24 protein-coding genes and 1 pseudogene are annotated in these 24,674 nt (G+C 72.1%); 14 read left to right on the forward strand and 11 right to left on the reverse strand.

The features are described 5' to 3' along the window. Positions 1 to 27 precede the first annotated feature (27 nt). The 4 genes from HWY45_RS06915 to HWY45_RS06930 are packed head-to-tail and all read left to right on the forward strand — an operon-like array spanning position 28 to position 4,786. The gene (locus tag HWY45_RS06915) at positions 28 to 840 is read left to right on the forward strand and encodes a (Fe-S)-binding protein (protein WP_059879916.1); all 813 of its coding nucleotides are present in this window, start codon (positions 28 to 30) and stop codon (positions 838 to 840) included. Further along, the gene (locus HWY45_RS06920; RefSeq protein ID WP_059879919.1) at positions 837 to 1,559 is read left to right on the forward strand and encodes a LutC/YkgG family protein; all 723 of its coding nucleotides are present in this window, start codon (positions 837 to 839) and stop codon (positions 1,557 to 1,559) included. Before HWY45_RS06915 ends, HWY45_RS06920 begins: the two co-directional genes overlap by 4 nt. Then, a complete protein-coding gene (locus HWY45_RS06925; protein ID WP_059879922.1) occupies positions 1,556 to 3,001 on the forward strand; it encodes a LutB/LldF family L-lactate oxidation iron-sulfur protein in 1,446 nt (481 codons plus the stop codon). Before HWY45_RS06920 ends, HWY45_RS06925 begins: the two co-directional genes overlap by 4 nt. Before the next feature lie 51 nt (positions 3,002 to 3,052). After that, the gene (locus tag HWY45_RS06930) at positions 3,053 to 4,786 is read left to right on the forward strand and encodes a lactate permease LctP family transporter (protein ID WP_059879992.1); all 1,734 of its coding nucleotides are present in this window, start codon (positions 3,053 to 3,055) and stop codon (positions 4,784 to 4,786) included. Between the two features lie 109 nt (positions 4,787 to 4,895). Here HWY45_RS06930 and loiP read toward each other — a convergent pair whose 3' ends face one another. The 8 genes from loiP to HWY45_RS06970 form a co-directional block, all read right to left on the reverse strand. Next, positions 4,896 to 5,657: a metalloprotease LoiP gene (loiP, locus tag HWY45_RS06935; protein WP_059879925.1), complete on the reverse strand. Its 762-nt coding sequence runs from the start codon at positions 5,655 to 5,657 to the stop codon at positions 4,896 to 4,898. A 173-nt stretch (positions 5,658 to 5,830) separates the two neighbouring features. Next, positions 5,831 to 6,943 (reverse strand): dihydrolipoamide acetyltransferase family protein, encoded by a 1,113-nt coding sequence (locus tag HWY45_RS06940; protein WP_059566142.1) that lies wholly within the window; start codon positions 6,941 to 6,943, stop codon positions 5,831 to 5,833. 2 nt (positions 6,944 to 6,945) lie between these two features. Then, entirely contained in the window at positions 6,946 to 7,926 is a 981-nt protein-coding gene (locus HWY45_RS06945) for an alpha-ketoacid dehydrogenase subunit beta (RefSeq protein WP_059566143.1), read from the reverse strand. Further along, positions 7,919 to 9,007, reverse strand: a complete 1,089-nt coding sequence (gene pdhA, locus HWY45_RS06950) for a pyruvate dehydrogenase (acetyl-transferring) E1 component subunit alpha (protein ID WP_059879929.1) — start codon at positions 9,005 to 9,007, stop codon at positions 7,919 to 7,921. The genes HWY45_RS06945 and pdhA overlap by 8 nt, the downstream gene beginning before the upstream one ends. Positions 9,008 to 9,325: 318 nt before the next feature. After that, a complete protein-coding gene (locus tag HWY45_RS06955; RefSeq protein ID WP_059566145.1) occupies positions 9,326 to 9,616 on the reverse strand; it encodes a GYD domain-containing protein in 291 nt (96 codons plus the stop codon). A 480-nt stretch (positions 9,617 to 10,096) separates the two neighbouring features. Beyond that, positions 10,097 to 10,879 (reverse strand): glycosyltransferase family 2 protein, encoded by a 783-nt coding sequence (locus tag HWY45_RS06960; protein ID WP_059879932.1) that lies wholly within the window; start codon positions 10,877 to 10,879, stop codon positions 10,097 to 10,099. 104 nt (positions 10,880 to 10,983) lie between these two features. Continuing rightward, positions 10,984 to 11,700, reverse strand: coding sequence for a 3-oxoacyl-ACP reductase FabG (gene fabG, locus HWY45_RS06965; RefSeq protein ID WP_059566147.1), 717 nt, complete (start codon positions 11,698 to 11,700; stop codon positions 10,984 to 10,986). Positions 11,701 to 11,806: 106 nt separating this feature from the next. Continuing rightward, positions 11,807 to 12,070: a phosphopantetheine-binding protein gene (locus HWY45_RS06970; RefSeq protein ID WP_017334216.1), complete on the reverse strand. Its 264-nt coding sequence runs from the start codon at positions 12,068 to 12,070 to the stop codon at positions 11,807 to 11,809. Between the two features lie 558 nt (positions 12,071 to 12,628). On the opposite strand from HWY45_RS06970, the gene HWY45_RS06975 reads away from it, so the two are divergent. The 10 genes from HWY45_RS06975 (at position 12,629) to HWY45_RS07020 (ending at position 23,008) form a co-directional block, all read left to right on the forward strand. Beyond that, entirely contained in the window at positions 12,629 to 13,285 is a 657-nt protein-coding gene (locus HWY45_RS06975) for a COG4648 family protein (protein WP_059879935.1), read from the forward strand. 60 nt (positions 13,286 to 13,345) lie between these two features. Further along, positions 13,346 to 15,142: an AMP-binding protein gene (locus tag HWY45_RS06980; RefSeq protein ID WP_059879938.1), complete on the forward strand. Its 1,797-nt coding sequence runs from the start codon at positions 13,346 to 13,348 to the stop codon at positions 15,140 to 15,142. Further along, entirely contained in the window at positions 15,139 to 16,107 is a 969-nt protein-coding gene (locus HWY45_RS06985) for an LpxL/LpxP family acyltransferase (RefSeq protein WP_059566167.1), read from the forward strand. Before HWY45_RS06980 ends, HWY45_RS06985 begins: the two co-directional genes overlap by 4 nt. Before the next feature lie 3 nt (positions 16,108 to 16,110). Next, complete coding sequence (locus HWY45_RS06990) at positions 16,111 to 16,740, forward strand: outer membrane lipoprotein carrier protein LolA (protein WP_059879941.1); 630 nt, start codon at positions 16,111 to 16,113, stop codon at positions 16,738 to 16,740. Next, positions 16,740 to 19,211, forward strand: coding sequence for an MMPL family transporter (locus tag HWY45_RS06995; protein WP_059879946.1), 2,472 nt, complete (start codon positions 16,740 to 16,742; stop codon positions 19,209 to 19,211). The genes HWY45_RS06990 and HWY45_RS06995 overlap by 1 nt, the downstream gene beginning before the upstream one ends. Then, positions 19,208 to 20,077, forward strand: coding sequence for a polysaccharide deacetylase family protein (locus HWY45_RS07000; protein ID WP_059879949.1), 870 nt, complete (start codon positions 19,208 to 19,210; stop codon positions 20,075 to 20,077). Before HWY45_RS06995 ends, HWY45_RS07000 begins: the two co-directional genes overlap by 4 nt. Before the next feature lie 73 nt (positions 20,078 to 20,150). Then, on the forward strand, positions 20,151 to 21,362 hold the full coding sequence (locus HWY45_RS07005; RefSeq protein WP_059566153.1) for a beta-ketoacyl-[acyl-carrier-protein] synthase family protein: 1,212 nt from the start codon (positions 20,151 to 20,153) through the stop codon (positions 21,360 to 21,362). A gap of 8 nt (positions 21,363 to 21,370) precedes the next feature. After that, a complete protein-coding gene (locus tag HWY45_RS07010; RefSeq protein WP_059879953.1) occupies positions 21,371 to 22,189 on the forward strand; it encodes a beta-ketoacyl synthase chain length factor in 819 nt (272 codons plus the stop codon). Then, positions 22,186 to 22,683, forward strand: a complete 498-nt coding sequence (locus HWY45_RS07015; protein ID WP_059566155.1) for a hotdog family protein — start codon at positions 22,186 to 22,188, stop codon at positions 22,681 to 22,683. Before HWY45_RS07010 ends, HWY45_RS07015 begins: the two co-directional genes overlap by 4 nt. A gap of 22 nt (positions 22,684 to 22,705) precedes the next feature. After that, positions 22,706 to 23,008 carry a hypothetical protein gene (locus HWY45_RS07020; RefSeq protein WP_059879956.1) on the forward strand — a complete coding sequence of 101 codons (303 nt, stop codon included), beginning with the start codon at positions 22,706 to 22,708 and terminating at the stop codon, positions 23,006 to 23,008. A gap of 46 nt (positions 23,009 to 23,054) precedes the next feature. Here HWY45_RS07020 and HWY45_RS07025 read toward each other — a convergent pair whose 3' ends face one another. The 3 genes and pseudogenes from HWY45_RS07025 to HWY45_RS07035 all read right to left on the reverse strand — a co-directional run. Continuing rightward, on the reverse strand, positions 23,055 to 23,264 hold the full coding sequence (locus HWY45_RS07025) for a hypothetical protein (RefSeq protein WP_059879960.1): 210 nt from the start codon (positions 23,262 to 23,264) through the stop codon (positions 23,055 to 23,057). A 178-nt stretch (positions 23,265 to 23,442) separates the two neighbouring features. Next, positions 23,443 to 24,186 carry an acetoacetyl-CoA reductase gene (gene phbB / locus HWY45_RS07030; RefSeq protein WP_059566158.1) on the reverse strand — a complete coding sequence of 248 codons (744 nt, stop codon included), beginning with the start codon at positions 24,184 to 24,186 and terminating at the stop codon, positions 23,443 to 23,445. A gap of 209 nt (positions 24,187 to 24,395) precedes the next feature. After that, positions 24,396 to 24,674, reverse strand: a pseudogene (locus HWY45_RS07035) (acetyl-CoA C-acetyltransferase); the annotation flags it as partial.

Raw genomic sequence — 24,674 nt, forward strand, 5'->3', positions numbered from 1 at the left:
CGGGCCGCCGTCCACCTGGAGCGAGACATGCACTCGAGGCAATACCCCACGGCCGCGCCCGCGGACGCCTATCTGTTCGCGACCTGCCTGGTCGACCTGTTCGTGCCCGACGCGGGCCTCGACGCGGTGCGGCTGCTCGAGCGCGAGGGCCTGACCGTCCATTATCCGCGCGGCCAGAGCTGCTGCGGGCAGCCCGCGTACAGCAGCGGCAATCCCGATGAAGCCCGCCGCGTCGCCGCCGCGCAGCTCGACCTGTTCGCGCAGCCGTGGCCGGTGATCGTGCCGTCCGGTTCATGCGCCGGGATGATGCGGCACCACTGGCCGGCGCTGTTCGCCGACGATCCCGTGAACGGCCCGAAGGCCCGCGCGATCGCCGAACGCGTGTACGAACTCGCCGAATTCCTCGTGCACGTGCTCGGCGTGCGGCTCGATGGCGCCACCGCTGCCGCTGCAGCCGCCGCGCAGCCGGACGAGCGCGTGGTGCTGCACACGTCGTGCGCGGCGCGCCGCGAAATGGGCACGCGCACACACGGCGTCGCGCTCGTCGACGCGCTGCCCGGCGTGACCCGCATCGAGCACGAACGCGAATCCGAATGCTGCGGCTTCGGCGGCACGTTCTCCCTCAAGCATCCCGACATCTCCGGCGCGATGGTGCGCGACAAGGTCGCGTCGGCCTGCGCGACCGGCTGCGACCGGCTCGTGTCCGCCGACTGCGGCTGCCTGCTGAACATCGGCCATGCGGCCGCGAAGGCCGGCGCGCCGCTGCCGGTCGAGCACCTCGCGAGCTTCCTGTGGCGCCGCACGGCCGGCGCCGCGTCGCTGCGCGGAGACGACCGATGAGCGCCCGCGACGCGATTCTCGCGCGGCTGCGCGCCGCCGCGCCGGGCGCCGATGCCTCCGCCGCGGCCAGCCTCGACGCGCGCATCGACACCCATTACGCGGCCCGGCGCACGGCGGCCGCCGCCGATCCGCACACGCTCGCGCACGCGATGCAAACCGCGCTCGCCGCGTCGCACGCGGACGTCTGGTGCGCGGATGCCGCAGCGTGGCCCGCGCAGCTCGCCGGGCGCCTCGCCGCGGCCGGCGTGCGCCGGCTGCTGCTCGACCCGGCGCGCGCCGAATCGGCCGCCCTCGCCCGCGCGCTGCCCGATGCGGTCGCGGCCGTGCCGTTCGACCGGCCGATCGACGCGTGGAAGGCCGAGCTGTTCGACACGATCGACGCCGGCTTCACGGTCGCGCGCTCGGGCATCGCGGCAACCGGCACCGTCGTGCTCGCGCCCGACGCCGGCACGCCGCGCACCGTGTCGCTGGTGCCGCCGCTGCACGTCGCGCTCGTCCATGCGCACACGCTGCATGCGGACCTGCACGCGGCCGTGCACGCGGAGCGATGGCACGCGGGCATGCCGACGAACCTGGTGCTGGTGTCCGGCCCGTCGAAGACCTCCGACATCCAGCAGACGCTCGCCTATGGCGCGCACGGCCCGCGCCGGCTGTGGGTCGTGATCGTCACCGGGCCCGACACCGCCGACCGGCCCGCTTCGCAAGGAACCGCGCGATGAGCGACCAGCCCCTGCATTTCGTCGCCCCCGGCGACTTCAAGGCGCGCGCGCGCGCCGCGCTCGACGATCCGAAGCTGCGCGCCAGCTTCCGCGGCGCGATGGATTTCCTGCAAGGCAAGCGCGCGGCCCAGTTCCCCGACGACACCGAGCTGCAGCCGTTGCGCGATCTCGGCGAAGCGGTGCGGCAGCACGCGCTCGCGCGGCTGCCGGCGCTGCTCGAGCAGCTCGAGGCGAAGCTGACCGCAGCCGGCGTGCATGTGCACTGGGCCGCGAACGCCGACGACGCGAACGCGATCATCCTCGGCATCGCGCAGGCGAAGAAGGCGCGCCGCGTGATCAAGGGCAAGTCGATGGCGAGCGAGGAGATCGAGCTGAACCATTACCTCGCCGGGCACGGCGTCGACTGCATCGAATCCGACATGGGCGAATACATCGTCCAGCTCGCCGGCGAGAAGCCGTCGCACATCGTGATGCCCGCGATCCACAAGACGCGCGGCGACATCGCCGAACTGTTCGAGCAGCACATCCCGGGCGCGCAGTACACGGAAGACGTCGACACCCTGATCCAGACCGGCCGCCGCGCGCTGCGCCAGGCGTTCGTCGACGCGGACATCGGCCTGTCCGGCGTGAACTTCGCGGCCGCCGACACCGGCACGCTGTGGCTCGTGGAGAACGAAGGTAACGGCCGCCTGTCGACCACGGTGCCCGACACGCACATCGCGATCATGGGCATCGAGAAGGTCGTCGCGAAGCTCGAGCACATCGTGCCGCTGTCGAGCCTGCTCACGCGCTCGGCCACCGGCCAGGCGATCACGACCTACTTCAACCTGATTTCCGGCCCGCGCCGCGACGGCGAACGCGACGGCCCGCGCGAGCTGCACGTCGTGCTGCTCGACAACGGCCGCACCCAGGCGTACGCGGACGAGCAGCTGCGCGCGACGCTGCAATGCATCCGCTGCGGCGCGTGCATGAACCACTGCCCCGTCTACACGCGGATCGGCGGCCATGCGTACGGCACGACCTACCCGGGCCCGATCGGCAAGATCATCTCGCCGCACCTGCTCGGCCTCGACGCCACCGCCGACCTGCCGAGCGCGTCGACGCTGTGCGGCGCGTGCGGCGAGGTCTGCCCCGTGCGGATTCCGATCCCGCAGCTGCTGGTGCGGCTGCGCACCGAGGCGAACCGCAAGCCGGACGAGCCGGTCGCGCACCCGCTGCGCGGCCAGGGCGCGAACTACAGCCGCGCGGAAGACCTCGTTTGGCGCTTCTGGTCCGGCGCGTTCGCGCATCCGCGCGCGTACCGCGCGTTCCGCTGGGCGGCGACGCGGCTGCGCGCGCTCGCGCCCGCGAAGCAGCTGGGCTGGACGCAGCACCGCACGCCGCTCGAACCCGCGCCGCGCAGCCTCGCCGACCTGCTGCGCGCGCGCGGCCAGCCCGAGTAGCCCCCTTTTCGACCCGACCCATACCACTAGAGATACATGGAGGAGACAACCATGCAGGCCTGGCACCAGATCTACACGCCGCTCGGCAGCCTCGGGCTGTCGGCGTTCGCCGCCGCGATCCCGATCATCTTCTTTTTCATCGCGCTCGCCGCGTTGCGCCTGAAAGGGCACGTCGCCGCCGCGATCACGCTGCTGCTGTCGCTCGGCGTCGCGATCGTCGCGTACCGGATGCCGGTGCCGCAGGCGCTCGCGGCGGCCGGCTTCGGTTTCGCGTACGGCCTCTGGCCGATCGCGTGGATCATCGTCGCGGCGGTGTTCCTGTACAAGATCGTCGTGAAGACCGGCCAATTCGACATCATCCGCGCGTCGGTGCTGTCGATCACCGACGACCAGCGGCTGCAGATGCTGCTGATCGGCTTCTCGTTCGGCGCGTTCCTCGAGGGCGCGGCCGGCTTCGGCGCGCCCGTCGCGATCACGGCCGCGCTGCTCGTCGGCCTCGGCTTCCGCCCGCTGCACGCGGCCGGGCTGTGCCTGATCGCGAACACCGCGCCGGTCGCGTTCGGCGCGATGGGCATTCCGATCATCGTCGCCGGGCAGGTCACCGGCATCGACGCGTTCCATATCGGCGCGATGGCCGGCCGGCAACTGCCGCTGCTGTCGCTCGCGGTGCCGTTCTGGCTGGTGTTCATGATGGACGGGCTGCGCGGCGTGCGGCAGACCTGGCCGGCCGCGCTGGTCGCGGGCGGCAGCTTCGCGATCACGCAGTACTTCACGTCGAACCACATCGGGCCCGAGCTGCCGGACATCACGTCGTCGCTGGTCAGCCTCGTCGCGCTCGCCGCGTTCCTGAAGGTCTGGCAGCCGAGCAGCGCGAAGCAGGCGATACGCGGCGCGGCCGCAGCGGGCGGCGCGGCCGCGCTCGCGGGCTTCGGCGGCGGCGTCGGCGGCAACCTCGGCAACAACTTCAGCAGCAACTTCGGCGCGCCGCAAAGCCGCCAGGCGTCGCCGTACACGCTCGCGCAGACGGTGCGCGCGTGGTCGCCGTTCCTGATCCTGACGGGTGTGGTCACCGTGTGGAGCCTCGCGCCGTTCAAGGCGCTGTTCGGCCCGCACGGCGCGCTCGCCGCGACGGTGCTGAAGTTCAAGGTGCCGGCGCTCGACCAGCTCGTGATCAAGGCCGCGCCGATCGTCGCGACGCCGAAGGCGCTCGACGCGGTGCTGAAGATCGACCTCGTGTCGGCCGTCGGCAGCGCAATCCTCGTGACCGCGCTGATCTCGATGGTGCTGCTGCGGATGAAGCCGCGCGACGCGCTCGTCACGTTCGGCGAGACGCTGAAGGAACTCACGCGCCCGATCCTGTCGATCGGCCTCGTGCTCGCGTTCGCGTTCGTCGCGAACTACTCGGGGATGTCGTCGACGCTCGCGCTGATGCTCGCGGGCACCGGCGCCGCGTTCCCGTTCTTCTCGCCGTTCCTCGGCTGGCTCGGCGTGTTCCTGACCGGCTCGGACACCTCGTCGAACGCGCTGTTCTGCTCGCTGCAGCAGGCCACCGCGCACCAGCTCGGCCTGCCGGAGACGCTCGCGGTCGCCGCGAACACGACGGGCGGCGTGACCGCGAAGATGATCTCGCCGCAGTCGATCGCGGTCGCGTGCGCGGCGACGGGCCTCGTCGGCAAGGAGTCGGAGCTGTTCCGCTTCACGGTGCGGCACAGCCTGCTGTTCGCGGTGATCGTCGGGCTGATCACGCTCGCGCAGGCGTACGTGCTGCCGGGGATGGTGCCGTGATCGCCCAGGCCCGCGCCTGAAAAGACAAAACCCCACGCTCCGGAGAACGTGGGGTTTTTTCTTGCGGACGGATGCGCCGGCGTAGCCGGCGCGTCGATCAGCCGCCTGATCAGTTGCCCTTCGCGATGCGGCTCTGGATGTGCTCCGCGCGGCTCGTCGACGACGGGTGCGAGCTCATCATCGAGCTCTTGCCGCCGTCCAGCTTCGCAAGCTTCTGGAACGACGTGACGAGGCCCTTCTGGTTCATGCCCTTCTGCTTGAGCAGGTCGAACGAGTAGTCGTCCGCCGCGCTTTCCTGCGACTGCGAGAACTGCGCGTTGATGAACTTCTCGGTGATGTCGCCGAGCTGCGAGCTGCTCAGCGCCGCGACGCCGGGCGACGCCGCGCCGGCCGCGCTGCGCGCCGCGCTCACCGCGTACGCGGTCTGCATCGCCTTCTTCGAGTGGCCGAGCGCGACGTGGCCCATTTCATGGCCGATCACGCCGCGCAGCTCGTCGTCGTTCATCATGTCCATCAGGCCGCTGTACACGCGCACGCAGCCGTTGCCCATCGCCCACGCGTTGACGTCCTTGGTCAGGTAGACCTTGTAGTTGATCTGCTGGCCGTTCAGCGTCATGTCGCCGAAGCCCTTCATCACCTTCGTCAGGCGCTTCGCGTAGGCGCTGTTCGCCGGCGCGATCTTCGATTCGGCGTCGCTCGACTTGCACGAGTCGTTCGACAGCGCGGCGATGTCCGCATCCGACAGCGTCGCCGCCTTCAACAGGTCCGAACCCGCCGACGTCAGGCTGTTCGCATCGAGGCCCTGCACACCGCCGCACGCGCTCAGCAGGAACGCCACGCCACACGCCGCAACCGCTTTCTTCAACTGCATCTGTCTACCCTCGGTGGTTGTAATTAGGAAGCGGCGATTTTGCATAAGTCGGCAGAAAATTACCAGCTGTTTACATCGGATGACAGGTCGATTACTTGCGCGGAACGCGTCAATCGACGCGTTCCGGCAGTCATTGCGTTGCGGAAATGATGAAAAGCGCGAAGCGGCGCCGCCTACTCCGCCGCCTGCAGGTCGGCGATCGCCGCCGCGAGAAAGCGCGCCGCCTCGCCGCCGGTCACGACGCGATGGTCGAAGGTCAGGCTGAGCGGCAGGATCCGGTGCACGGCGGCCGCGCCGGCGACCGGCACGACGCCGTCGTGGATGCGCCCCGCGCCGAGGATCGCGACCGTCGGCGGCACGACCACGGGCGCCGCGTACTTGCCGGCGATCATCCCGAAGTTCGACAGCGTGATCGTGTTGCCGCGCAGCTCCTCCGGCGGAATCTTGCGCGCACGGATGTCGTCGCGCATCCGGTCGAGGCCGGCCCGCAGGTCTGCGGCATCGCGATGCGCGACGTCGCGCAGCACCGGCACGAACAGGCCCTCGGGCAGGTCGACCGCGATGCCGACGTCGATCTTCGCAAGCACGTGCCGCCGCCCCGTATGCCCCTCGTACCACGCGTTGAGCACCGGCTCCGCGCGGCAGCCGGCCACCAGCGCGCGGATCAGCCGGATCGTCACGTCGGTGCGCGGCGCCCACGCGTGGATATCGGCGTCGTCGATCACCGTGGCCGCCGCGACCTCGCTCTGCGCGCGCGCCATGTTCTGCGCCATCGCGCGCCGCACGCCGCGCAGCACCTCCGCCGGCCCGACCTCGGCGAGCACCTTCGCGACCCGCTGCACGTCGGCCGCGGTGATCACGCCGTCCGCGCCCGACGGCGTGACCATCGCGAGATCGACGTCGAGCTTGCGCGCGAGCGCGCGCACCGCGGGCATCGCCTTGATCGCGCCCGCGCCGCCGGGGCCCGCGCCGAGCGCCGCCGGCGCGTCGTGCACGACCTGCGCGCCCACCTCGACCTTGCCGACCACGGTGCCGGCATCCGCGTCGTCGCCGTCGCCTTCGAACGCGACGAGCGGCGCGCCGAGATGCACGATGTCGCCGGCCAGCCCGAACAGCTTCGCGATGCGGCCCGCCTGCGGCGACGGGATATCGACGATCGCCTTCGCGGTCTCGACCGACAGCAGCGGCTGGTCGGTGTCGATCGTGTCGCCCGCCTTCACGTGCCATTCGACGATTTCCGCTTCCTGCAGCCCTTCGCCGAGGTCCGGCAGCTTGAAGATCTTCATGGCTACGACGCCTCCAGCGTCTTGCGCGCGGCGTCGAGAATCCGCTCGACGCTCGGCAGGTATTGGTTTTCGAGGCGGAACAGCGGCACGACCACGTCGTAGCCCGTCACGCGCTGCACCGGCGCGAGCAGCGAATACAGCCCGCGCTCGGCGATCAGCGCGGCGATCTCCGCGCCGAGGCCCGCGGTGCGCGGCGCCTCGTGCACGATCACGCAGCGGCCTGTTTTCGCGACCGACGCGAGGATCGTGTCGGCATCGAGCGGCTTGAGCGTCGCGACGTCGATCACCTCGGCCATCACGCCGTCCTGCGCGAGCCGGTCGGCCGCCGCCTGCACTTCCTGCAGCGCCGCGCCCCAGCTCACCAGCGTGAGATCGGCGCCGTCGCGCAGCGTGAAGCAGGTGTCGAGCGGCAGCGCCTCGCCGTCGTCCTCCACCGGCTGCCGGAACAGCCGGTACAGGCGCGTCGGCTCCAGAAAGATCACCGGGTCCGGATCGCGGATCGCGGCGAGCAGCAGCCCGTATGCGCGCGCGGGCGACGACGGCATCACGACGCGCAGCCCCGGGATGTGCGCGAACAGCGCCTCGGGGCTTTCGGAGTGATGCTCGGGCGCATGGATGCCGCCGCCGCACGGCGAGCGGATCACGAGCGGGCACGACAGCCGGCCGCGCGTGCGGTGCCGCAGCCGCGCCGCGTGGTTGAGCACCTGGTCGACGACGGGGTAGATGAACCCCGTGAACTGGATCTCGGCGACCGGCCGCAGCCCCATCGCGGCCATCCCCACCGCGGTGCCCGCGATCGCCGTTTCCGCGAGCGGCGTGTCGATCACGCGCTCGGCGCCGAAGCGCAACTGCAGGTCGACGGTCGCGCGGAACACGCCGCCGTTCACGCCGATGTCCTCGCCGAGCAGCACCACCGACGGATCGTTCGCGAGCTCGAACGCGAGCGCGCGATTGACCGCTTCGACCAGGTTCAGGTCAGCCATGATGGTTCCCCGTGGCCGGCGCGAACGCGAGCGCCGTGTCGAGTTGTTCGCGCAGCGCGCGCGGCAGCGTCGCGTACAGGTGATCGAACATCGCCGACGCGCCGGGCGGCGCGACGGCCAGGTATTCCTGCACGGCCGCCTCGACCTGCGCGTAGCAGGCCTTGCCGAGCTCGGTGTCCTGCGCCTTGTCCCACACGTTCTTCCGCGTCAGGTACGTGCGCAGCCGCACGAGCGGTTCGCGCTCCCATTGCCGCGCGACCGTGTCGGCGTCGCGATAGCGCGTCGCGTCGTCGGCGGTCGTGTGATCGCCGAGCCGGTAGCTGAGCGCCTCGACGAGCGTCGGGCCGCCGCCGCGGCGCGCCTTGTCGATGGCCTCGGCCACGACCTGCCGCACCGCGATCACGTCGTTGCCGTCGACCTGCCGGCCGTCGATGCCGGCCGCGATCGCCTTCTGCGCGAGCGTCTGCGCGGCGGTCTGCCGCGTGCGCGGCACCGAGATCGCCCACTGGTTGTCGTTGACGACGAGCACGAGCGGCGCCTGCCACACGCCCGCCATGTTCATCGCTTCGTAGAAATCGCCCTTGGAGGTGCCGCCGTCGCCGCAGATCGACACCGCGACACGCGGCTCGCGGCGCAGCATGAACGCATACGCGGCGCCGGCCGCGTGGCACACCTGGGTGCCGATCGGCACGCAGTTCGGGAAATCGTGGCGCGCCGCGCGAAAATCGCTGCCGCGCTCGTCGCCGCCCCAGTACAGCAGGCTCTCGGCCATCGTGACGCCGCGCAGCAATTGCGCGGCATGGTCGCGGTACGACGGGAACAGCACGTCGTCGGTCTGCATCGCGCTCGCGAGGCCCACGCCGACCGCCTCCTGCCCGACCGACGACGCGAACGTGCCGAGCTTGCCGGTGCGCTGCAGCGCGATCGCCTTTGCGTCGAACGCGCGGGTCAGCACCATCGCGCGATAGAGCGGCAGCAGCGCCGCGGGATCCTGCGCGAATGCGGGAAACGGCTGCACCGGCTCGCCGTCGGGCCCCAGATACTGCGTGTAGTCGACATGAAAACGCGCGACCGTGCTCATGACTCGCCTCCGTGCGGGTGCGAAGCCTGACGGCGCGTCCGTCGATGCGGCGCGGCTCGGTGAAGTGCTGCCGCCGAGGCGCGCGCGCGACGCGGGCTGGCTCCCCTTCCGGCCCTTTGACCGTCCTTCAACCTTAGTCACTAATCGGGTGAAAGCAAGTCGGGACTGTACGCACGGCGGGGTGTGACGCGGTGCGGCATGCGTGGCCGTCCGGCATGCCAAAGAAAGCGCGCACGCCGCGAATCCGCCTGCCGCGTCGATCGACGCGTGCCCCGGTCAGCGGAACCGGCATGCGCGCACGAGTGCTGCCTGCGTGCGCTACATCTTCGCGAGGATGTCGCCGACCTCGGCGCTCGTGAACGCGCGCAGCGTCTGCGTGCGGACGTTGCCCGCCGAGCCGAGCGCGAAGCCGAATGCGGTGAGGCTCTGCTCGTCCGGCGCTTCGATGATCGTGACGATGTCGAACGCGCCCAGCGTCCAGAACACTTCCTTCATTTCGCAGCCGAAACTCCGGGCCATCTCCGCCACCTGTCCGGCGCGCTGGCGCGTGTTCTTGATGGTGCGGATGCCCTGATCCGTGAAGTTTGCGAGAACTACATAAGTCGCCATGACGATTCCCCCTACGATTGAACCGAGTCGGAACTGCCTGCGCGCGAGCGGTAACGCACACGCCCTGGCGACGGCGTCAGCGGCGCCGCGTCGCGCGTATCTGGATTCTAGGCACCGGGATCGGCGGTGAAAGACGATCTGGATCAATCGCCGAGAAAGTTCGGGGAGTGAGGTCTGTTCACGCTAATGACGGGCTTGCGCTGGCCGCCGGAAGGGCCGGGCGCAACGAACGTGACGCAGCGAATACCGGGCGTATTCGCAACGAGCATCACGCGGCGCTCGGCCCTTCCGGCGGCCAGCCCCACGAATGAATTTAAAGTCAGGGGAACGTGCGTTGCCGGCCGCATTGCGGCGTCGCGCGTCGCTTGTTTGGCTCGGCCAGACGGCGCTCCTTGCGCCTTGCATGCGCCCCGAAGGAAGTCCCCTGGTGGGACAGCCGGCAAGGCACGTTCGCAAGCCCGTTATCAGCGTGAACAGACCCTAGGCCGTTTGCCGGCCGCGCCGCATCAGGCGCCGCGCGATCAGCAGCGGCAGCCGCGGCACGAAGCCCGCGAGGAGCCGCAGGTGCATCCACGTGAGCAGCAGGTTGTCGCGCCCGTAATGGAAATGCGACACCCCGCCCTCGTGCGCGCGGAAGTAGCGCACCGGCGCATCGATGCGGATCGGCCGCACGCCGGCCCAGCACATCCGCACCGCGGCTTCCGGGTCGAAATCGAAGCCGCGCATCCACGGCTGGCGATGCATGATCGCCGCGAGCGGCGCGACCGGATACACGCGAAACCCGTACAGCGAATCGCCGATGCCGGCCCACAGCGTCTCGACGTCCGCCCATACGTTCGACAGCCGCCGCCCCTGCACGCGCAGCTGCGGCGCGCTCGCGTCGAAGCGCGGCATGCCGAGCACCATCGCGTCGGGCGCGGCCTGCGACGCGGCCATGAAGCGCGGGATCAGGTCGGCCGGATGCTGGCCGTCGGAATCCATCGTCAGCACGTGCGTGAAACCGCTCGCGGCAGCCGCGTCGAGCCCCGCGAGCACCGCCGCGCCCTTGCCGCGGTTCTGCGGCAGCACGATCACGCGCAGCCCCGGATCGCGCGCCGCCATCGCCTGCAGGCGCTCGGCGCTGCCGTCCGTGCTGCCGTCGACGACGACCCACACCGGATTCCACTGCGCACGCGCGCTGCGCACGGTCGCGTCGACCTTGACGCCCGGGTTGTAGCTCGGGATCAGCACGAGATGAGTGGATGAAGCGCACGGCGTGGACATGGCGGCGGCCGAAGGCAAAGACAAAGACAAAGGCGAAGACACGGATCCTGTCGAAATTCTATGACCTGCCGATGGCCGGCGGCAGGTGTCGTCGATGCTCGCCGTCATGCGAGACCGCCATTGACGGACAGCACCTGCCCCGTCACGTAGGCCGCCGCATCGGACACGAGATACGCGACCATGCCCGCGACTTCGTCGGGCCGCCCGGCGCGCTGCGCGGGCACGAGCTGCTTGATGCGTTCGGCCGGAAACGCGTGCTCGGCCATCGGCGATTCGATGATGCCGGGCGCGACCGCGTTCACGGTGATGCCGCGTGACGCGAGCTCCATCGACAGCGATTTCGTCGCACCGATCAGCCCGGCCTTCGCGGCCGCGTAGTTCGCCTGCCCGCGGTTGCCGGTCACGCCCGCGACCGACGCGATGTTGACGATCCGCCCGCGGCGCGTGCGGATCATCGGCAGCAGCAGCGGCTGCGTGACGTTGAAGAAGCCGTTGAGCGACACGTCGATCACGCTGCGCCATTGCTGCCGCGTCATGCCGGCCAGCGGCGCGTCGGCGTGGATGCCCGCGTTGTTGACGAGGATCTGCACCGGCGCGTCGGCGAGCACGCGCGCGAGCGCGGCGTCGGTCGCGTCGGGGTCGGTCACGTCGAACGCGATCGCATGCGCGGCGCCGCCCGCCGCGACGATCCGCTGCGCGACCGCTTCGGCCTGCGCGAGATGGCGGTTCGCGTGCACCCACACTTCATGGCCGGCCGCGGCGAGCGCTTCGCTGATCGCCTGGCCGAGTGCGCCGCTGCCGCCCGTCACGAGCGCCCGCATCGACTGCCTCCTCCCATTCGGATTCCACCTTGATCGACGCGGCGGCGCAGCGAACGCTGCGCACGCCGCCGCGTGCCGTTGTCATCGATTGCGCGCAGCGCCGGCGTCACTTCGCGCGGTGCGCCGCGACGTACGCGGCGAGCGCGCCGAGCGTCGCGAAGATCCGTTCGTTATCCGGATTGTCCGAGCGCAGCTCGAAGCCGTACTTCTTCGAGATCAGCAGCGCGATTTCCAGGATGTCGATGGAGTCGAGCCCGAATCCTTCCCCATACAGCGGGGTATCGGCGCTCACCGTATCGAGCGGCACGTCTTCGAGATTCAGTTCGCCGACGATCAGCGTGGCGAGCTCTTGTTCCAGTGCGTTCATCATGCTTGCAAGACAGGCAGCACCCGGCAGCGGAAGGCGCATGGAAACGGCGACGCGCGTGCATGCGGCGCGCGCCCGTGGCCGTCCCGTCGGCGTCTGCCGGCTACCCCGCCCGCGTAATTTGGGGATCGTTAGGTAAAAGTACGGCGGATTCTAGTCGATGGGTATAGGGACGTATACGGCGAAAGGGTTACAGACGTGCGGGGCGCGCCGCACGGCATTTCGGGACGCGAACGCAGCGAATGCCTGAGCCGCTGTGGGCGCACCTGCATCGGGCGCGCGGCGTGGCGCGCGCGACGCCATACATTCGGTTACAAAACCTGCCTGCGCAGGGCAGGAAGACACCGTGCCGGGGCCCTAGAATGTGCATGCCACGATAGCCGGCCGGACCCGCGTTCCGGCCGCCATTCATATGACGATTAACGGCCCGACGACCGCCCTTCGCCCCCGCTCCGCCTCGACGCATTCCGCCCTGCCGCGCCTGCCCGCCCGCCGCGTTCCCGCCGCTGTCGCGGCACGCGGCCGTGCCGTGGCCGCGCGCCGTTCGCCCGGAGCCGTGCGATGAGCGCGGCGCGGCGCATCGCGCACGGCGTCCTGGCGGTGGGCGCGGTGATCGCCTACCAGGCCGGCGCGCACTACGCGGCCGCGACGCCCGGCGCGCACGCGCTCGGGCTCGCGATGGCGCTCGTGCCGCCGCTGCTGCTCGCGCTCGGCGCCGCGTGGCGCTCGCCGCGGCGCGCGTGGCTCGTGCCGGCCTGGACGCTCGCCGCCGCGGCGCTGTGGGCCGCGCGCGAGCCGCTCGCGCGGCATTTCGGTTGGGGGCTCTATCTGGAGCACCTGAGCTTCAACGTCGCGATGGCGCTGCTGTTCGGCCGTACGCTGGCGGCCGGGCGCGTGCCGCTGTGCACGCAGTTCGCGACGCTGATCCACGGCACGGCGACGCCGGCCGTCGCGCGCTATACGCGGCAGATCACGGTGGCGTGGACGGTGTTCTTCGTCGCGACCGCCGCCGTGTCGACGCTGCTGTTCGCGACCGCGTCGATCGTCGCGTGGTCGACGTTCGCGAACTACCTGTCGCTGCCGCTCGTCGCCGTGATGTTCGCGGCCGAGCATGCGTGCCGGCGCTTCGCGCTGCCGCACGAGCCGCGGCCGCGCATGCTCGACGCGGTGCGCGCGTACCGGCAGGCGATGCAGGCCGGCGCGGGCCCCGCACGATGAATTCACGGCCCGCGCGGCGTTGTGCGCCGCGTGGGCCCCGCTTGTGTTTCCGAACCTGTTATGCCGAGTTACCCGCTGGTATTTCATTCGTCCCCGGACCAGACGATCGCCTGGCGCGACGGCACGCCCGTCACCGTGCGCGCGTTCGTCGCCGACGTCGCCCGCGTGGCCGCCGCGCTGCCCGCGGGCGGCCACGTGCTCAACGTGTGCCGCGACCGCTACCGCTTCACGGTCGGCCTGTGCGCGGCGCTCGTCGCGCGCAAGGTCAGCCTGCTGCCGCCGTCGCTCGCGCCGGATGCGGTTCGCCAGCTCGCGGCGTTCGCGCCCGACGCGTTCTGCCTGCACGATGCGCCCGACTGCGCGATCGACCTGCCGCGCTTCGCGTATCCGGATGCTGCGGCGGCCGATGCCGCGCCGGACGATGCCGCGGCGGCCGATGCCGTGGCCGCCGACGACGCCCCGCTCGACATCCCCCGGATCGACGCGGCGCAGGTCGTCGCCTGCCTGTTCACGTCCGGCTCGACCGGTGCGCCGGTGCCGCACCGCAAGACCTGGGGCACGATGGTCGGCTGCGCGCGCGCGGCGGCCGAGCGTCTCGGGCTGCTCGACGGCCGCGCGTACACGCTGGTCGGCACGGTGCCCGCGCAGCACATGTACGGCTTCGAATCGACGGTGCTGCTCGCGCTGGCCGGCGGGCTCGCATTCAGCAACCGCCTGCCGTTCTACCCGGTCGACGTCCGCCACGCGCTCGACGCGGTGCCGCAGCCGCGCGTGCTCGTCACGTCGCCGATCCACCTGCGCGCGCTGCTGGCGTCCGGGCGCGCGCTGCCGCACGCCGCGCGCGTGCTGTCGGCCACCGCGCCGCTCGCGCAAGCGCTCGCGCGCGACGCCGAGGCCGCGCTCGGCGCGCCGCTCGTCGAGATCTACGGCAGCACCGAGACCGGCCAGATCGCGACGCGCCGCACCGCGCAGGGCGCGGCATGGGAGCCGATGCCCGGCATCCGCCTCGACGCGCGCACCGCCGAGGGCGACGACAACGGCCCGACCGTCTGGGTATCCGGCGCCCACGTCGAACCGCCGGTGCCGATGGGCGACACGCTCGCGCTGCTCGACGACGGCCGCTTCCTGCTGCAAGGCCGCAAGGCGGACCTGATCAACATCGCCGGCAAACGCACGTCGCTCGCCTGCCTGAATCACCAGTTGAACGCGATCCCGGGCGTCGTCGACGGCGTGTTCTTCATGCCGGACGACGCGCCATCCGCTGCACACACCGCAGGCGCGGCGGGCGCCGAGCCCGTCACGCGCGTCGTCGCACTGGTGGTCGCGCCGACGCTCTCGGCCGCCGGCCTGCAGCGCGCGCTGCGCGAGCGGATCGACCCTGCGTTCATGCCGCGCCCGCTGGTGTTCGTCGACGCGCTGCCGCGCAACGAGACGGGCAAGCTGCCGCGCGACGTGCTCGCGGCGCTCGTCGCGCGGCACGCGCGCGCCGCCGCGACTGCCGCGCCCGCCGCCGCACCCGCTTGCTCCACCACGGATGCCCGCGCCGCCACCTTCACGATCCCCGCCGACCATCCGGCGCTGCCCGGCCACTTCCCCGGCCACCCGATCGTGCCGGGCGTCGTGCTGCTCGATCATGCGATCACCGCGATCGGCGCGGCGCTGAACCGGCCGCTGCACGCGTGGCGGCTCGGCTCGGCGAAATTCCCGAGCCCGGCCGCGCCCGGCGAGCCGCTCGATCTCGCGTTCGACGCGGCCGCGAGCGGCGCGATCCGCTTCACGGTGCGCGCCGGGCGCCGCGACGTCGCGACTGGCGTGCTGTCCGCGCCGCCGGCCGCGCGCGAGGAGGCGCCCGCATGAAGCGCACCGCATGGGCCGAGCGCCAGGAACGCAGCAACACGCTGCTGCTGCGCGCGATGACGTGGATCTCGCTGCGCTTCGGCCGGCGCGCCGCGCGCGTCGTGCTGCATCTGGTCGCCGCGTATTTCGTGCTGTTCTCGCCGGCCGCGTCCGCGGCGTCGCGCGACTACCTGCGCCGCGTGCTCGGCCGGCCCGCGCGCTGGCTCGACGTGTACCGGCACGTGTTCACGTTCGCGGCGACGATCCACGACCGCATCTACCTGATGAACGCGCGCTTCGACCTGTTCGACGTCCGGCTGCACGGCGAGGCGCTCGTCGAAGCCGCGCTCGCGGACGGGCGCGGCGCGTTCCTGATCGGCGCGCACCTCGGCAGCTTCGAGGTCGTGCGCGCGCTCGGCCGCACGCGGCCGGGCCTGCGCGTCGCCGTCACGATGTACGAGGAAAACGCGCGCAAGATCAACGCGACGCTCGCCGCGGTGAATCCCGCCGCGAAGCCGGACGTGATCAGCCTCGGGCAGGTCGACTCGATGCTGAAGGTGCGCGAGCGCCTCGACGCGAACTGCCTGGTCGGCATGCTCGCCGACCGCACGCTGCACGACGACGCCGCGGCATCGGTGCGGCGGCTGGACCTGCTCGGCGCGCCGGCCGCGTTCCCGCTCGGCCCGCTGTACATGGCCGCGATGCTCGGGCGCCCGGTGATCTTCATGACCGGCCTCTATCGCGACGGCAACCGCTACGACGTGCACTTCGAGCGGCTCGCCGATTTCTCCGACGTGCGCCGCGACACGCGCGCGGCCGCCGTCGACGCCGCGCTCGCGCGCTATGTCGCGCTGCTCGAGCGCTACTGCCGCGCGGCGCCGTACAACTGGTTCAACTACTTCGACTTCTGGCAGGACGGCGGCGCCGCCGCGCGTCGCGACGACGCGCCCGCGCGAACCGGCCTGCCCGCCGTGAGGAATCGCTGACGCATGACCGCCCTTCTGCCCGCCCCGCGCGCGCTGCGCCGCGCCGCCCGAGCGCTTGCAGTCGCCGCCGCCGCGCTGGCCATCGTCGCCCCGGCCCATGCGGCCGACGCCGACGTGCCGTGGACGCTCGACCGGCTGATGTCGACGCTCGCGCAGCGCAAGGCCGGGCGCGCGACGTTCACCGAGACCAAGTACCTGTCGATCGCCGCGCAGCCGGTCGAATCGTCCGGCGAGCTGGTGTTCGTCGCGCCCGACCATCTCGAGAAGCACACGCTGAGCCCGAAGCCCGAACACCTCGTCGTCGACGGCGACATGCTGAGCGTCGAGCGCAACAACCGCAAATACACGCTCGCGCTCGCGCGCTATCCGGAGCTCGGCGCGTTCATCGACAGCATTCGCGCGACGCTCGCCGGCAACCGCTTCGCGCTCGAGCAGGTGTACAAGGTCGCGCTGTCGGGGCGCGGCGACGACTGGACGCTCACGCTCACGCCGCTCGATGCGCGGATGCTGAAGGTCGTGAGCACGATCACGCTCGACGGCACGCGCGACGCACTGCACCGCGTCGCGATCCGCCAGGCCGACGGCGACCGTTCGCTGATGCGGCTGCAACCGCTGCCGGCGACGCCGAACTGATGAACCCACGCACCCGGCCCGCCCCCGTCGCCCGAGGCCTGCGCGCGCTGCGGCAGCGCGCGGTGCTCGCGTGGCTGCTGGGCCTGCTCGCGTGCGGGTTCGCGATCGGTCGCGCGAGCTTCACGGCCGACCTGTCCGCGTTCCTGCCGCGCGCGCCGAGCGCCGGGCAGCGCGTGCTCGTCGACCAGTTGCGCGACGGCGTCGTGTCGCGGCTGATCCTCGTCGCGATCGACGGCGGCAACGCGGCGACGCGCGCCGCGCTGTCGCGCCGCATGGCCGCGCAGCTGCGCGTGGACCCGCAGTTCGCGGCGGTCAACAACGGCGAGGCGGCCGACGACACGCGCGACCAGCAGTTCGTGCTCGACCACCGCTACCTGTTGAGCCCGGCCGTGACGCCGCAGCGCTTCTCGGCCGACGGCCTGCACCGGGCGCTCGGCGACAGCCTCGATCTGCTGGGCTCGTCCGCGGGCCTCGTGACGAAGGCGCTGCTGCCGCGCGATCCGACCGGCGAAGTCGCCGCGCTCGTCGGCCAGCTCGACAGCGGCGCGCAGCCCGCGCTGCGCGACGGCGTCTGGGCGTCGCGCGACGGCACGCGCGCGGTGCTCGTCGCGCAGACGGCCGCCGCCGGCGCCGACACCGACGCGCAGGCGCGCGCGATCGACGCGGTGCGACGCGCGTTCGCCGCCGCGCGGCCGGCGACGCCGGACGCGGCCGCGTACACGCTCGCGATGACGGGCCCGGGCGTGTTCTCGGTCGACGCGCGCGACACGATCCGGCGCGACGTCGAGCGCCTGTCGACGCTGAGCGCGCTGCTGATCGTCGCGCTGCTGCTGACGCTGTACCGCTCGCTGCGCACGCTCGCGCTCGGGCTGCTGCCGGTGCTGTCGGGCATCGCGGCCGGCATCGCGGCGGTCAGCGTCGCGTTCGGCACCGTCCACGGGCTGACGCTCGGCTTCGGCAGCACGCTGATCGGCGAAGCGGTCGACTACTCGATCTACCTGTTCGTGCAATCCGCGCAGGCGGCCCCGCGCGGTTCGGCACACTCGGCGGCACGCCCGGCCGATGCGACGCGCGCGTGGCTCGCCGCGTACTGGCCGACGATCCGGCTCGGCGTGCTGACGTCCGTATGCGGCTTCGCGTCGATGCTGTTCTCGGGGTTCCCCGGGCTCGTGCAGATCGGTCTGTTTTCGATCGCCGGCCTGACGGCCGCCGCGCTCGTCACGCGCTTCGTGCTGCCGCATCTGTACGACGGGGATGTCGCGATGCGCGACGTGTCGCGCGCCGGCGCGCGGCTCGCGCGCGCGGCGGCGGCGGCCCCGCGCCTGCGCTGGCCGCTCGCGGCGCTGGTGCTGGCCGCGTGCGCCGTGCTCGCACTGCATCGCGACGGGCTGTGGAGCCGCGAACTTGCCGTGCTGAGCCCGGTGCCCGCGCGCGCGCAGGCGCTCGACGCACGGCTGCGCGCCGATGTCGGCGCGCCCGACGTGCGCTACCTCGTCGTGATCCCGGCCGCGACCGCACAGGCCGCGCTCGAAGGCGCGGAGAAGGTGGCCGCGCAGTTGCAGCCGCTCGTCGACGGCGGCACGCTCGCGGGCTTCGACACCCCCGCGCGCTTCCTGCCGAGCGACGCCGCGCAGCGCGCGCGGCAGGCGAGCCTGCCGCAGCCCGACGTGCTCGCCGCGCGCCTGCGCGACGCGGTCGCGAACCAGCCGATCGCGGTGAAGCCGGACCTGTTCGCGCCGTCCGTCGCCGATGTCGCCGCCGCGCGCCACGCGCCGCTGCTCACGCGCGCGGACCTGCAGGGCACGTCGATGGCGCTGGCCGTCGACGCGCTGCTGACCGAACGCGCCGGCCGCTGGAGCGCGATGCTGCCGCTGCGGGCACCCGACGTCGCACATGCGGCGCCCGCCGCGCCGAGCCTCGACGCCGCGCCGATCCGCGCCGCCGTCATGCGCGCGGGCGTTCCCGGCGCGCTGTTCGTCGACCTGAAGGCGGAAGCCGACAGCCTGTACGTGAACTACGTGCGCGAGGATCTGCGGCTGTCGCTCGCGGGCTTCGCCGCGATCGCCGTGCTGCTGCTGGCCGCGCTGCGCTCGCCGCGGCGCGCCGCGCGCGCGCTCGCGCCGCTCGTCGCGGCGGTGCTGGTGGTGACCGCGGGCTTCGCGCTCGCCGGCGTGCCGCTGACGATCCTGCACCTGGTCGGGATGCTGCTGATCGTCGCGGTCGGCTCGAACTATGCGCTGTTCTTCTGCAAGCGCGGCGACGCGCAGCCTGTCACCCCTCACACGCTGGTGTCGCTGCTGGTCGCCAATCTCGCGACGGTCGCCGGCTTCGGCCTGCTCGCGCTGTCGCACGTGCCGATGCTCGAAACCTTCGGCCTCACCGTCGGCCCCGGCGCGATGCTCGCACTCGCGTTTGCCGCGATCCTCGCGCCGCGGCCGGCCGCCTCGCCTCCATCGGAACGCAACACATGAACGTACCCGCCTCCGTATCGCCGCCGCCCGGCGCCGCACGCCGCTGGAAGCCGACGCCGCTGATCGCGGGCGCCGCCGCGCTGCATGCGGGCGCCGCGGCGGCCGTCGTCGCGCAGCCGGCCGCGTGGCCGTGGGCAGCCGGCGGCGTCGTTGCGTCGCACCTCGCGCTGACGGCGGCCGGCCTGTGGCCGCGCAGCACGCTGCTCGGCCCGAACTGGACGCGCCTGCCGGAGCACGCCGGCCGCACGATCGCGTTGACGATCGACGACGGCCCCGATCCCGACGTCACGCCGCGCGTGCTCGACCTGCTCGACCAGTACGGTGCGCGCGCGACGTTCTTCTGCATCGGCGATCGAGCGCGCCGCTACCCGCGGTGGATCGAGGCGATCGTCGCGCGCGGCCATGCGCTGGAGAACCACAGCCAGCGGCACCGGCACACGTTCTCGCTGTCGGGGCCGGCCGCGCTGCGGCGCGAGATCGACGCCGCGCAGCGCACGCTGACCGAGCTGGGCGGCACGCGCCCGCTGTTCTTCCGCGCGCCCGCGGGCCTGCGCAATCCGTTTCTCGAACCGGTGCTGTGCGAACTCGGCCTGCAGCTCGCGAGCTGGACCCGGCGCGGCTTCGACACGCGCGCGCACGACGCGGGCACGATCACGCGCCGCCTGCTGCACGGGCTCGCGCCGCGCGACATCCTGCTGGTGCACGACGGCCACGCGGCGCGCGACGCGCGCGGCGAACCGGTCGTGCTCGACGTGCTGCCGGCCGTGCTGCGCGCGGCGGCCGACGCGCAGTTGCGCTGGACCACGCTGCGCGCCGCGCTTGCGCCGCAGCCGCTGTCGGCGCCTGGCCCGACACCCCCCGTTTGATAAAATTGAAGCGCACTCGGCGCGCCGCCCGGCCTTACCGCGGCGCCCGAGCCGGCCATCGGATTCGACCCTCGTGAAACCTCTCCTGCTCTCGCATTTCACCGCCACCAGCTGCATCGGCCGCGGCCTCGACGCGACCGTCGCCGCGCTGCGCAGCGCCCGCGGCGGCCTCACGCGATGCGACTTCGAGCACGCGGACCTCGACACCTGGATCGGCGCGGTGGAAGGCGTCGACACGCAGCCGGTGCGCGCCGACCTCGCCGCCTTCGACTGCCGCAACCACCGCCTCGCGCAGCTCGGCCTCGTGCAGGACGGTTTCGCCGAGCGCGTCGCGGCGGCCGTCGCGCGCTACGGCGCGGAACGCGTCGGCGTGTTCGTCGGCACGAGCACGGCCGGCATCCTCGAGACGGAGCACGCGTACCGGCGCCGCGACCCGCAAAGCGGCGCGCTGCCGGCCGACTTCCGCTACGCGCAGACCCACAGCCCGTATTCGCCCGCCGCGTTCGTGCGCGCGTATTTCGCGCTGCGCGGCCCGGCGGCGGCGATCTCGTCCGCGTGTTCGTCCGGCGCGAAGGTGTTCGGCTCCGCGCGCCGCATGCTCGACGCGGGGCTGATCGATGCGGCCATCGTCGGCGGCGTCGATTCGCTGTGCCTGACGACGCTGTACGGCTTCAACTCGCTCGAACTGCTGTCGCGCCGGCCGTGCCGGCCGTTCGACGTCGCGCGCGACGGGATCTCGATCGGCGAGGCCGCCGCGTTCGCGCTCGTCGAGCGTGCGCCCGACGCGCCCGACCGGCTCGCTGACGATGCGGTCCTGCTGCTCGGCATCGGCGAATCGAGCGACGCGCATCACATGTCGTCGCCGCACCCGGAAGGGCTCGGCGCGCGCGCCGCGATCGAGCAGGCGCTCGCGTCGGCGGGCTGCCGCGCGGACGACGTCGACTACATCAACCTGCACGGCACCGCGACGCCGAGCAACGACGCGGCCGAAAGCCGCGCGGTCGGCGCGCTGTTCGCGCGCACGCCGTGCAGTTCGACGAAGGGCGCGACCGGCCACACGCTCGGCGCGGCCGGCGCGCTCGAGGCGGTCGTCGCGGCGCTCGCGCTGCGCGACCAGTTCGTGCCGGCCGGCGTCAACACGACGCACCCCGATCCCGCGCTCGCGCCCGGCTACCTGCTCGCAAGCCGCGACGCGCGCGTGCGTGCCGTTCTCAGCAATTCGTTCGGCTTCGGCGGCACGAACTGCAGCCTGCTGCTCGGCCGCGCGGACCGCGCACGCCGCTGACCACCGACATGACACTGAGCGCCTTCATCGACAGCATCGGCCTGATCGGGCCGGGATTGACCGACTGGCCGCACGCAGCCGACGTGCTCGCCGGACGCGCCGCCTACACGCACGCGCGCACCCTGCTGCCGCCGCCGGCCGGCCTGCCGCCGGCCGAGCGGCGGCGCACCGGGCCGGCCGTGCGGGTCGCGCTCGCGGCCGGCCACGCGGCGGTCGCGGCGAGCGGCCGCGACGCGGCGACGCTCGCGACCGTGTTCAGCGCATCGGGCGGCGACGGCCAGAACTGCCACGCGATCTGCGAGACGCTCGCAAGCGACGACCGCCACCTGTCGCCGACGCGCTTCCACAATTCCGTGCACAACGCGCCGGCCGGCTACTGGAGCATCGCGACCGGCGCGATGGCCACGTCGAACGTGCTGTGCGCGTACGACGGCAGCTTCGCCGCGGGGCTGCTCGAAAGCGTCTGCCAGGTGACGGTCGACCACGTGCCGAGCCTGCTGATCGCGTACGACACCGACTATCCGGAACCGCTGCGCGCGGTGCGGCCGATCGTCGACGCGTTCGGCGTCGCGCTCGTGCTCGCGCCGCAGGCGAGCGCCGGGACCCTCGCGCGCATCGACCTGCGGCTCACCGACGCGCCCGCGACGATGCTCGCGTCGCCCGGCCTCGAAGCGCTGCGCACCGGCAATCCGGCCGCGCGCGCGCTGCCGCTGCTCGACGCGCTGGCCGCGCGGCGCACGACGCGCGTCGTGCTCGACTATCTCGACGACACGCGCGTGCAGGTCGACATCGCGATGCCCGATGCGTTCGCGGAGGGCGCACGATGACGCTCGCTGCCGGCACGACGCTCGACCACGCGTGGATCGCCGCGCACATTCCGCACGACGGCGCGATGTGCGTGCTCGACACGGTCGATGCATGGGACGACACGCGAATCCGCTGCAGCGCGACGAGCCACCGCGACCCGCGCAATCCGCTGCGCGCGCACGGCCGCCTCGCGTCGGTGTGCGGGATCGAGTACGCGGCGCAGGCGATGGCCGTGCACGGCGCGCTCGTCGGCGCGCCGCACGCGCGCCCGCGCGCCGGCTTTCTCGCGAGCGTGCGCGGCGTCGACGCGTTCGTCGAGCGCCTCGACACCTGCGACGCGCCGCTGACCGTCGAGGCCGAGCGGATCGGCGGCGACGCCGTCACCGTGCTCTACGGCTTCACGCTTCGCTGCGGCGAACGCGTGCTGCTGACCGGCCGCGCCACGGTGATGCTCGATGCATCGGCGGCCGCCACGCTGCGCCCGCCGGCTGCCGGCGGCGCGGACATTCGATGACAACGTTGATGGGAACCCGATCGTGAAAGGTCGTCAATTCATTTGCTCCGCGCTCGTTCTAGCGCTGATCAGCCCGATCGCGCACGCGGATCTGTCCGAGGTGAAACAGGACATCAAGCGGGATTCGAAGGAAGCCGCGCACAAGACCGGCGAGGCCGCGCGCAGCTTCGGGCACGCGACCGCGAGCGCCGCGAAGGCCGTCGGCCACGGCGTCGCGCATGCGTCGCGCGAAGGCTGGGATGCGACGAAGCATGCGTCGCGCGAGGGCTGGGATGCCACCAAGCGCACGACGAAGCGGGTCTTCCACAAGGACGGCAGCGACTGAGCCGTGCGTCGCGACGCAGCGCCAGGCTGCGCCGCGACGCGGCCGTTCAGGCCGCCCTGCCGCCGGTCCGGCGCGCGCGCCGGGCCGGGCCGCACGCGGGACGCCCGCCATACGCCGCGCGCCAGCAATCGCGATGATCGAGCTCGCGCAGCAGGCGCGCGCGGCGCCGCTCGAGCCAGTAGAGCACGACCATCATCGTCAGCGCGACGGCGAGCGCCGCACCGCCGATCACGAACCCCATCCAGGTGTCACCCATGCGTACTCCGGAACGTGAAGCCGTGGCTGCGCACGCGCCTGCGATCGCAGACGGCCGCGGCGGACGCGCCTCGTCGGCGCGTCCGTCATCGTCATCGCGTACACGTGCGCTGCCCCGGCGCTGGATCCAGCGGGAGCACGGCCCGGGCGCGCAAGTGCGCGCCCCGGGCCGCCGCGCGTCAATGCATGTGCTGGCCGCCGTTGATCGCGATGTTGGAGCCGGTCACGAAGGCCGCCTCCTCGGAGCACAGATACGCGACCAGCCCCGCGACTTCCTCGGGCTTGCCGAGCCGGCCGGCAGGAATCTGCGGCAGGATCTTCGTGTCGAGGACATCCTGCGGAATCGCCGTCACCATCTTCGTCGCGAGATAACCGGGCGACACCGTGTTCACCGTCACGCCCTTGCGCGCGACCTCGAGCGCGAGCGACTTGGTGAACCCGTGCATGCCGGCCTTCGCGGCCGCGTAGTTGGTCTGGCCGACCGAGCCCTTCGAGCCGTTGACCGACGAGATGTTGACGATCCGGCCCCAGCCGCGCTCGACCATCCCTTCGCACACCGGCTTGGTCATGTTGAACACGGAATCGAGATTGGTGCGGATCACCGCGTCCCAGTTGACCTTGTCGAGCTTGCGGAACGTCATGTCGCGCGTGATGCCCGCGTTGTTCACCAGCACGTCGATCGGGCCGAGCTCCTGCACGATCTTCGCCACGCATTGCTGGCACGAGTCGTGATCGGCCACGTCCACCGGATACGCGTGGAACTCGCGGCCGGCCGCATGCATCTCGGTCAACCAGCGGTCGGCGCCACTGTTGTTCGGCGAATACGTGACGACCACCCGGTAGCCCGCGTCGTGCAATCGGATGCTGATCGATTCGCCAAGGCCGCCCATTCCACCTGTCACAACTGCAATTCGCTTAGTCATCCTATAGTTTACCGACAAGAAAAGTGATCGATGATGTGGCGCGGCAACGTGGCACTCGCCGCCGCACACACCGCTTCGATGCGCCTGCACCACCCAGCGCATCGCAAAATCGCGCCGCTTGTTGTGAACTGCTCGTCCGGCGCGAATGCCGTATGGCGCGCTCGCGGCGCGCGCATGCACCGCGAACGTGCCGTGTCTTCAGGCGATGCTCAGTCGCGCTCGACCGCGAGCGCGACGCCCATCCCGCCGCCGATGCACAGCGACGCCAGCCCGCGCTTCGCATCGCGCTTGACCATCTCGTGCAGCAGCGTCACCAGGATCCGGCAGCCCGACGCCCCGATCGGATGACCGATCGCGATCGCTCCGCCGTTCACGTTCACCTTCGACGTGTCCCAGCCCATCTGCTTGTGCACCGCCAGCGCCTGCGCCGCGAACGCCTCGTTGATCTCCATCAGGTCCAGGTCGCCCGGCGTCCAGCCCGCGCGCTC

The organism is Burkholderia stagnalis (genome assembly GCF_902830275.1).
GTDB classification, from domain to species: Bacteria; Pseudomonadota; Gammaproteobacteria; order Burkholderiales; family Burkholderiaceae; genus Burkholderia; species Burkholderia stagnalis.

Excerpts from the sequence above, each read along its gene's own strand:
- HWY45_RS06915 (WP_059879916.1), top strand. The coding sequence starts at position 28 with ATGCACTCGAGGCAATACCCCACGGCCGCGCCCGCGGACGCCTATCTG.
- HWY45_RS06920 (WP_059879919.1), top strand. The coding sequence starts at position 837 with ATGAGCGCCCGCGACGCGATTCTCGCGCGGCTGCGCGCCGCCGCGCCG.
- HWY45_RS06925 (WP_059879922.1), top strand. The coding sequence starts at position 1,556 with ATGAGCGACCAGCCCCTGCATTTCGTCGCCCCCGGCGACTTCAAGGCG.
- HWY45_RS06930 (WP_059879992.1), top strand. The coding sequence starts at position 3,053 with ATGCAGGCCTGGCACCAGATCTACACGCCGCTCGGCAGCCTCGGGCTG.
- loiP (WP_059879925.1), bottom strand. The coding sequence starts at position 5,657 with ATGCAGTTGAAGAAAGCGGTTGCGGCGTGTGGCGTGGCGTTCCTGCTG.
- HWY45_RS06940 (WP_059566142.1), bottom strand. The coding sequence starts at position 6,943 with ATGAAGATCTTCAAGCTGCCGGACCTCGGCGAAGGGCTGCAGGAAGCG.
- HWY45_RS06945 (WP_059566143.1), bottom strand. The coding sequence starts at position 7,926 with ATGGCTGACCTGAACCTGGTCGAAGCGGTCAATCGCGCGCTCGCGTTC.
- pdhA (WP_059879929.1), bottom strand. The coding sequence starts at position 9,007 with ATGAGCACGGTCGCGCGTTTTCATGTCGACTACACGCAGTATCTGGGG.
- HWY45_RS06955 (WP_059566145.1), bottom strand. The coding sequence starts at position 9,616 with ATGGCGACTTATGTAGTTCTCGCAAACTTCACGGATCAGGGCATCCGC.
- HWY45_RS06960 (WP_059879932.1), bottom strand. The coding sequence starts at position 10,879 with ATGTCCACGCCGTGCGCTTCATCCACTCATCTCGTGCTGATCCCGAGC.
- fabG (WP_059566147.1), bottom strand. The coding sequence starts at position 11,700 with ATGCGGGCGCTCGTGACGGGCGGCAGCGGCGCACTCGGCCAGGCGATC.
- HWY45_RS06970 (WP_017334216.1), bottom strand. The coding sequence starts at position 12,070 with ATGATGAACGCACTGGAACAAGAGCTCGCCACGCTGATCGTCGGCGAA.
- HWY45_RS06975 (WP_059879935.1), top strand. The coding sequence starts at position 12,629 with ATGAGCGCGGCGCGGCGCATCGCGCACGGCGTCCTGGCGGTGGGCGCG.
- HWY45_RS06980 (WP_059879938.1), top strand. The coding sequence starts at position 13,346 with ATGCCGAGTTACCCGCTGGTATTTCATTCGTCCCCGGACCAGACGATC.
- HWY45_RS06985 (WP_059566167.1), top strand. The coding sequence starts at position 15,139 with ATGAAGCGCACCGCATGGGCCGAGCGCCAGGAACGCAGCAACACGCTG.
- HWY45_RS06990 (WP_059879941.1), top strand. The coding sequence starts at position 16,111 with ATGACCGCCCTTCTGCCCGCCCCGCGCGCGCTGCGCCGCGCCGCCCGA.
- HWY45_RS06995 (WP_059879946.1), top strand. The coding sequence starts at position 16,740 with ATGAACCCACGCACCCGGCCCGCCCCCGTCGCCCGAGGCCTGCGCGCG.
- HWY45_RS07000 (WP_059879949.1), top strand. The coding sequence starts at position 19,208 with ATGAACGTACCCGCCTCCGTATCGCCGCCGCCCGGCGCCGCACGCCGC.
- HWY45_RS07010 (WP_059879953.1), top strand. The coding sequence starts at position 21,371 with ATGACACTGAGCGCCTTCATCGACAGCATCGGCCTGATCGGGCCGGGA.
- HWY45_RS07015 (WP_059566155.1), top strand. The coding sequence starts at position 22,186 with ATGACGCTCGCTGCCGGCACGACGCTCGACCACGCGTGGATCGCCGCG.
- HWY45_RS07025 (WP_059879960.1), bottom strand. The coding sequence starts at position 23,264 with ATGGGTGACACCTGGATGGGGTTCGTGATCGGCGGTGCGGCGCTCGCC.
- phbB (WP_059566158.1), bottom strand. The coding sequence starts at position 24,186 with ATGACTAAGCGAATTGCAGTTGTGACAGGTGGAATGGGCGGCCTTGGC.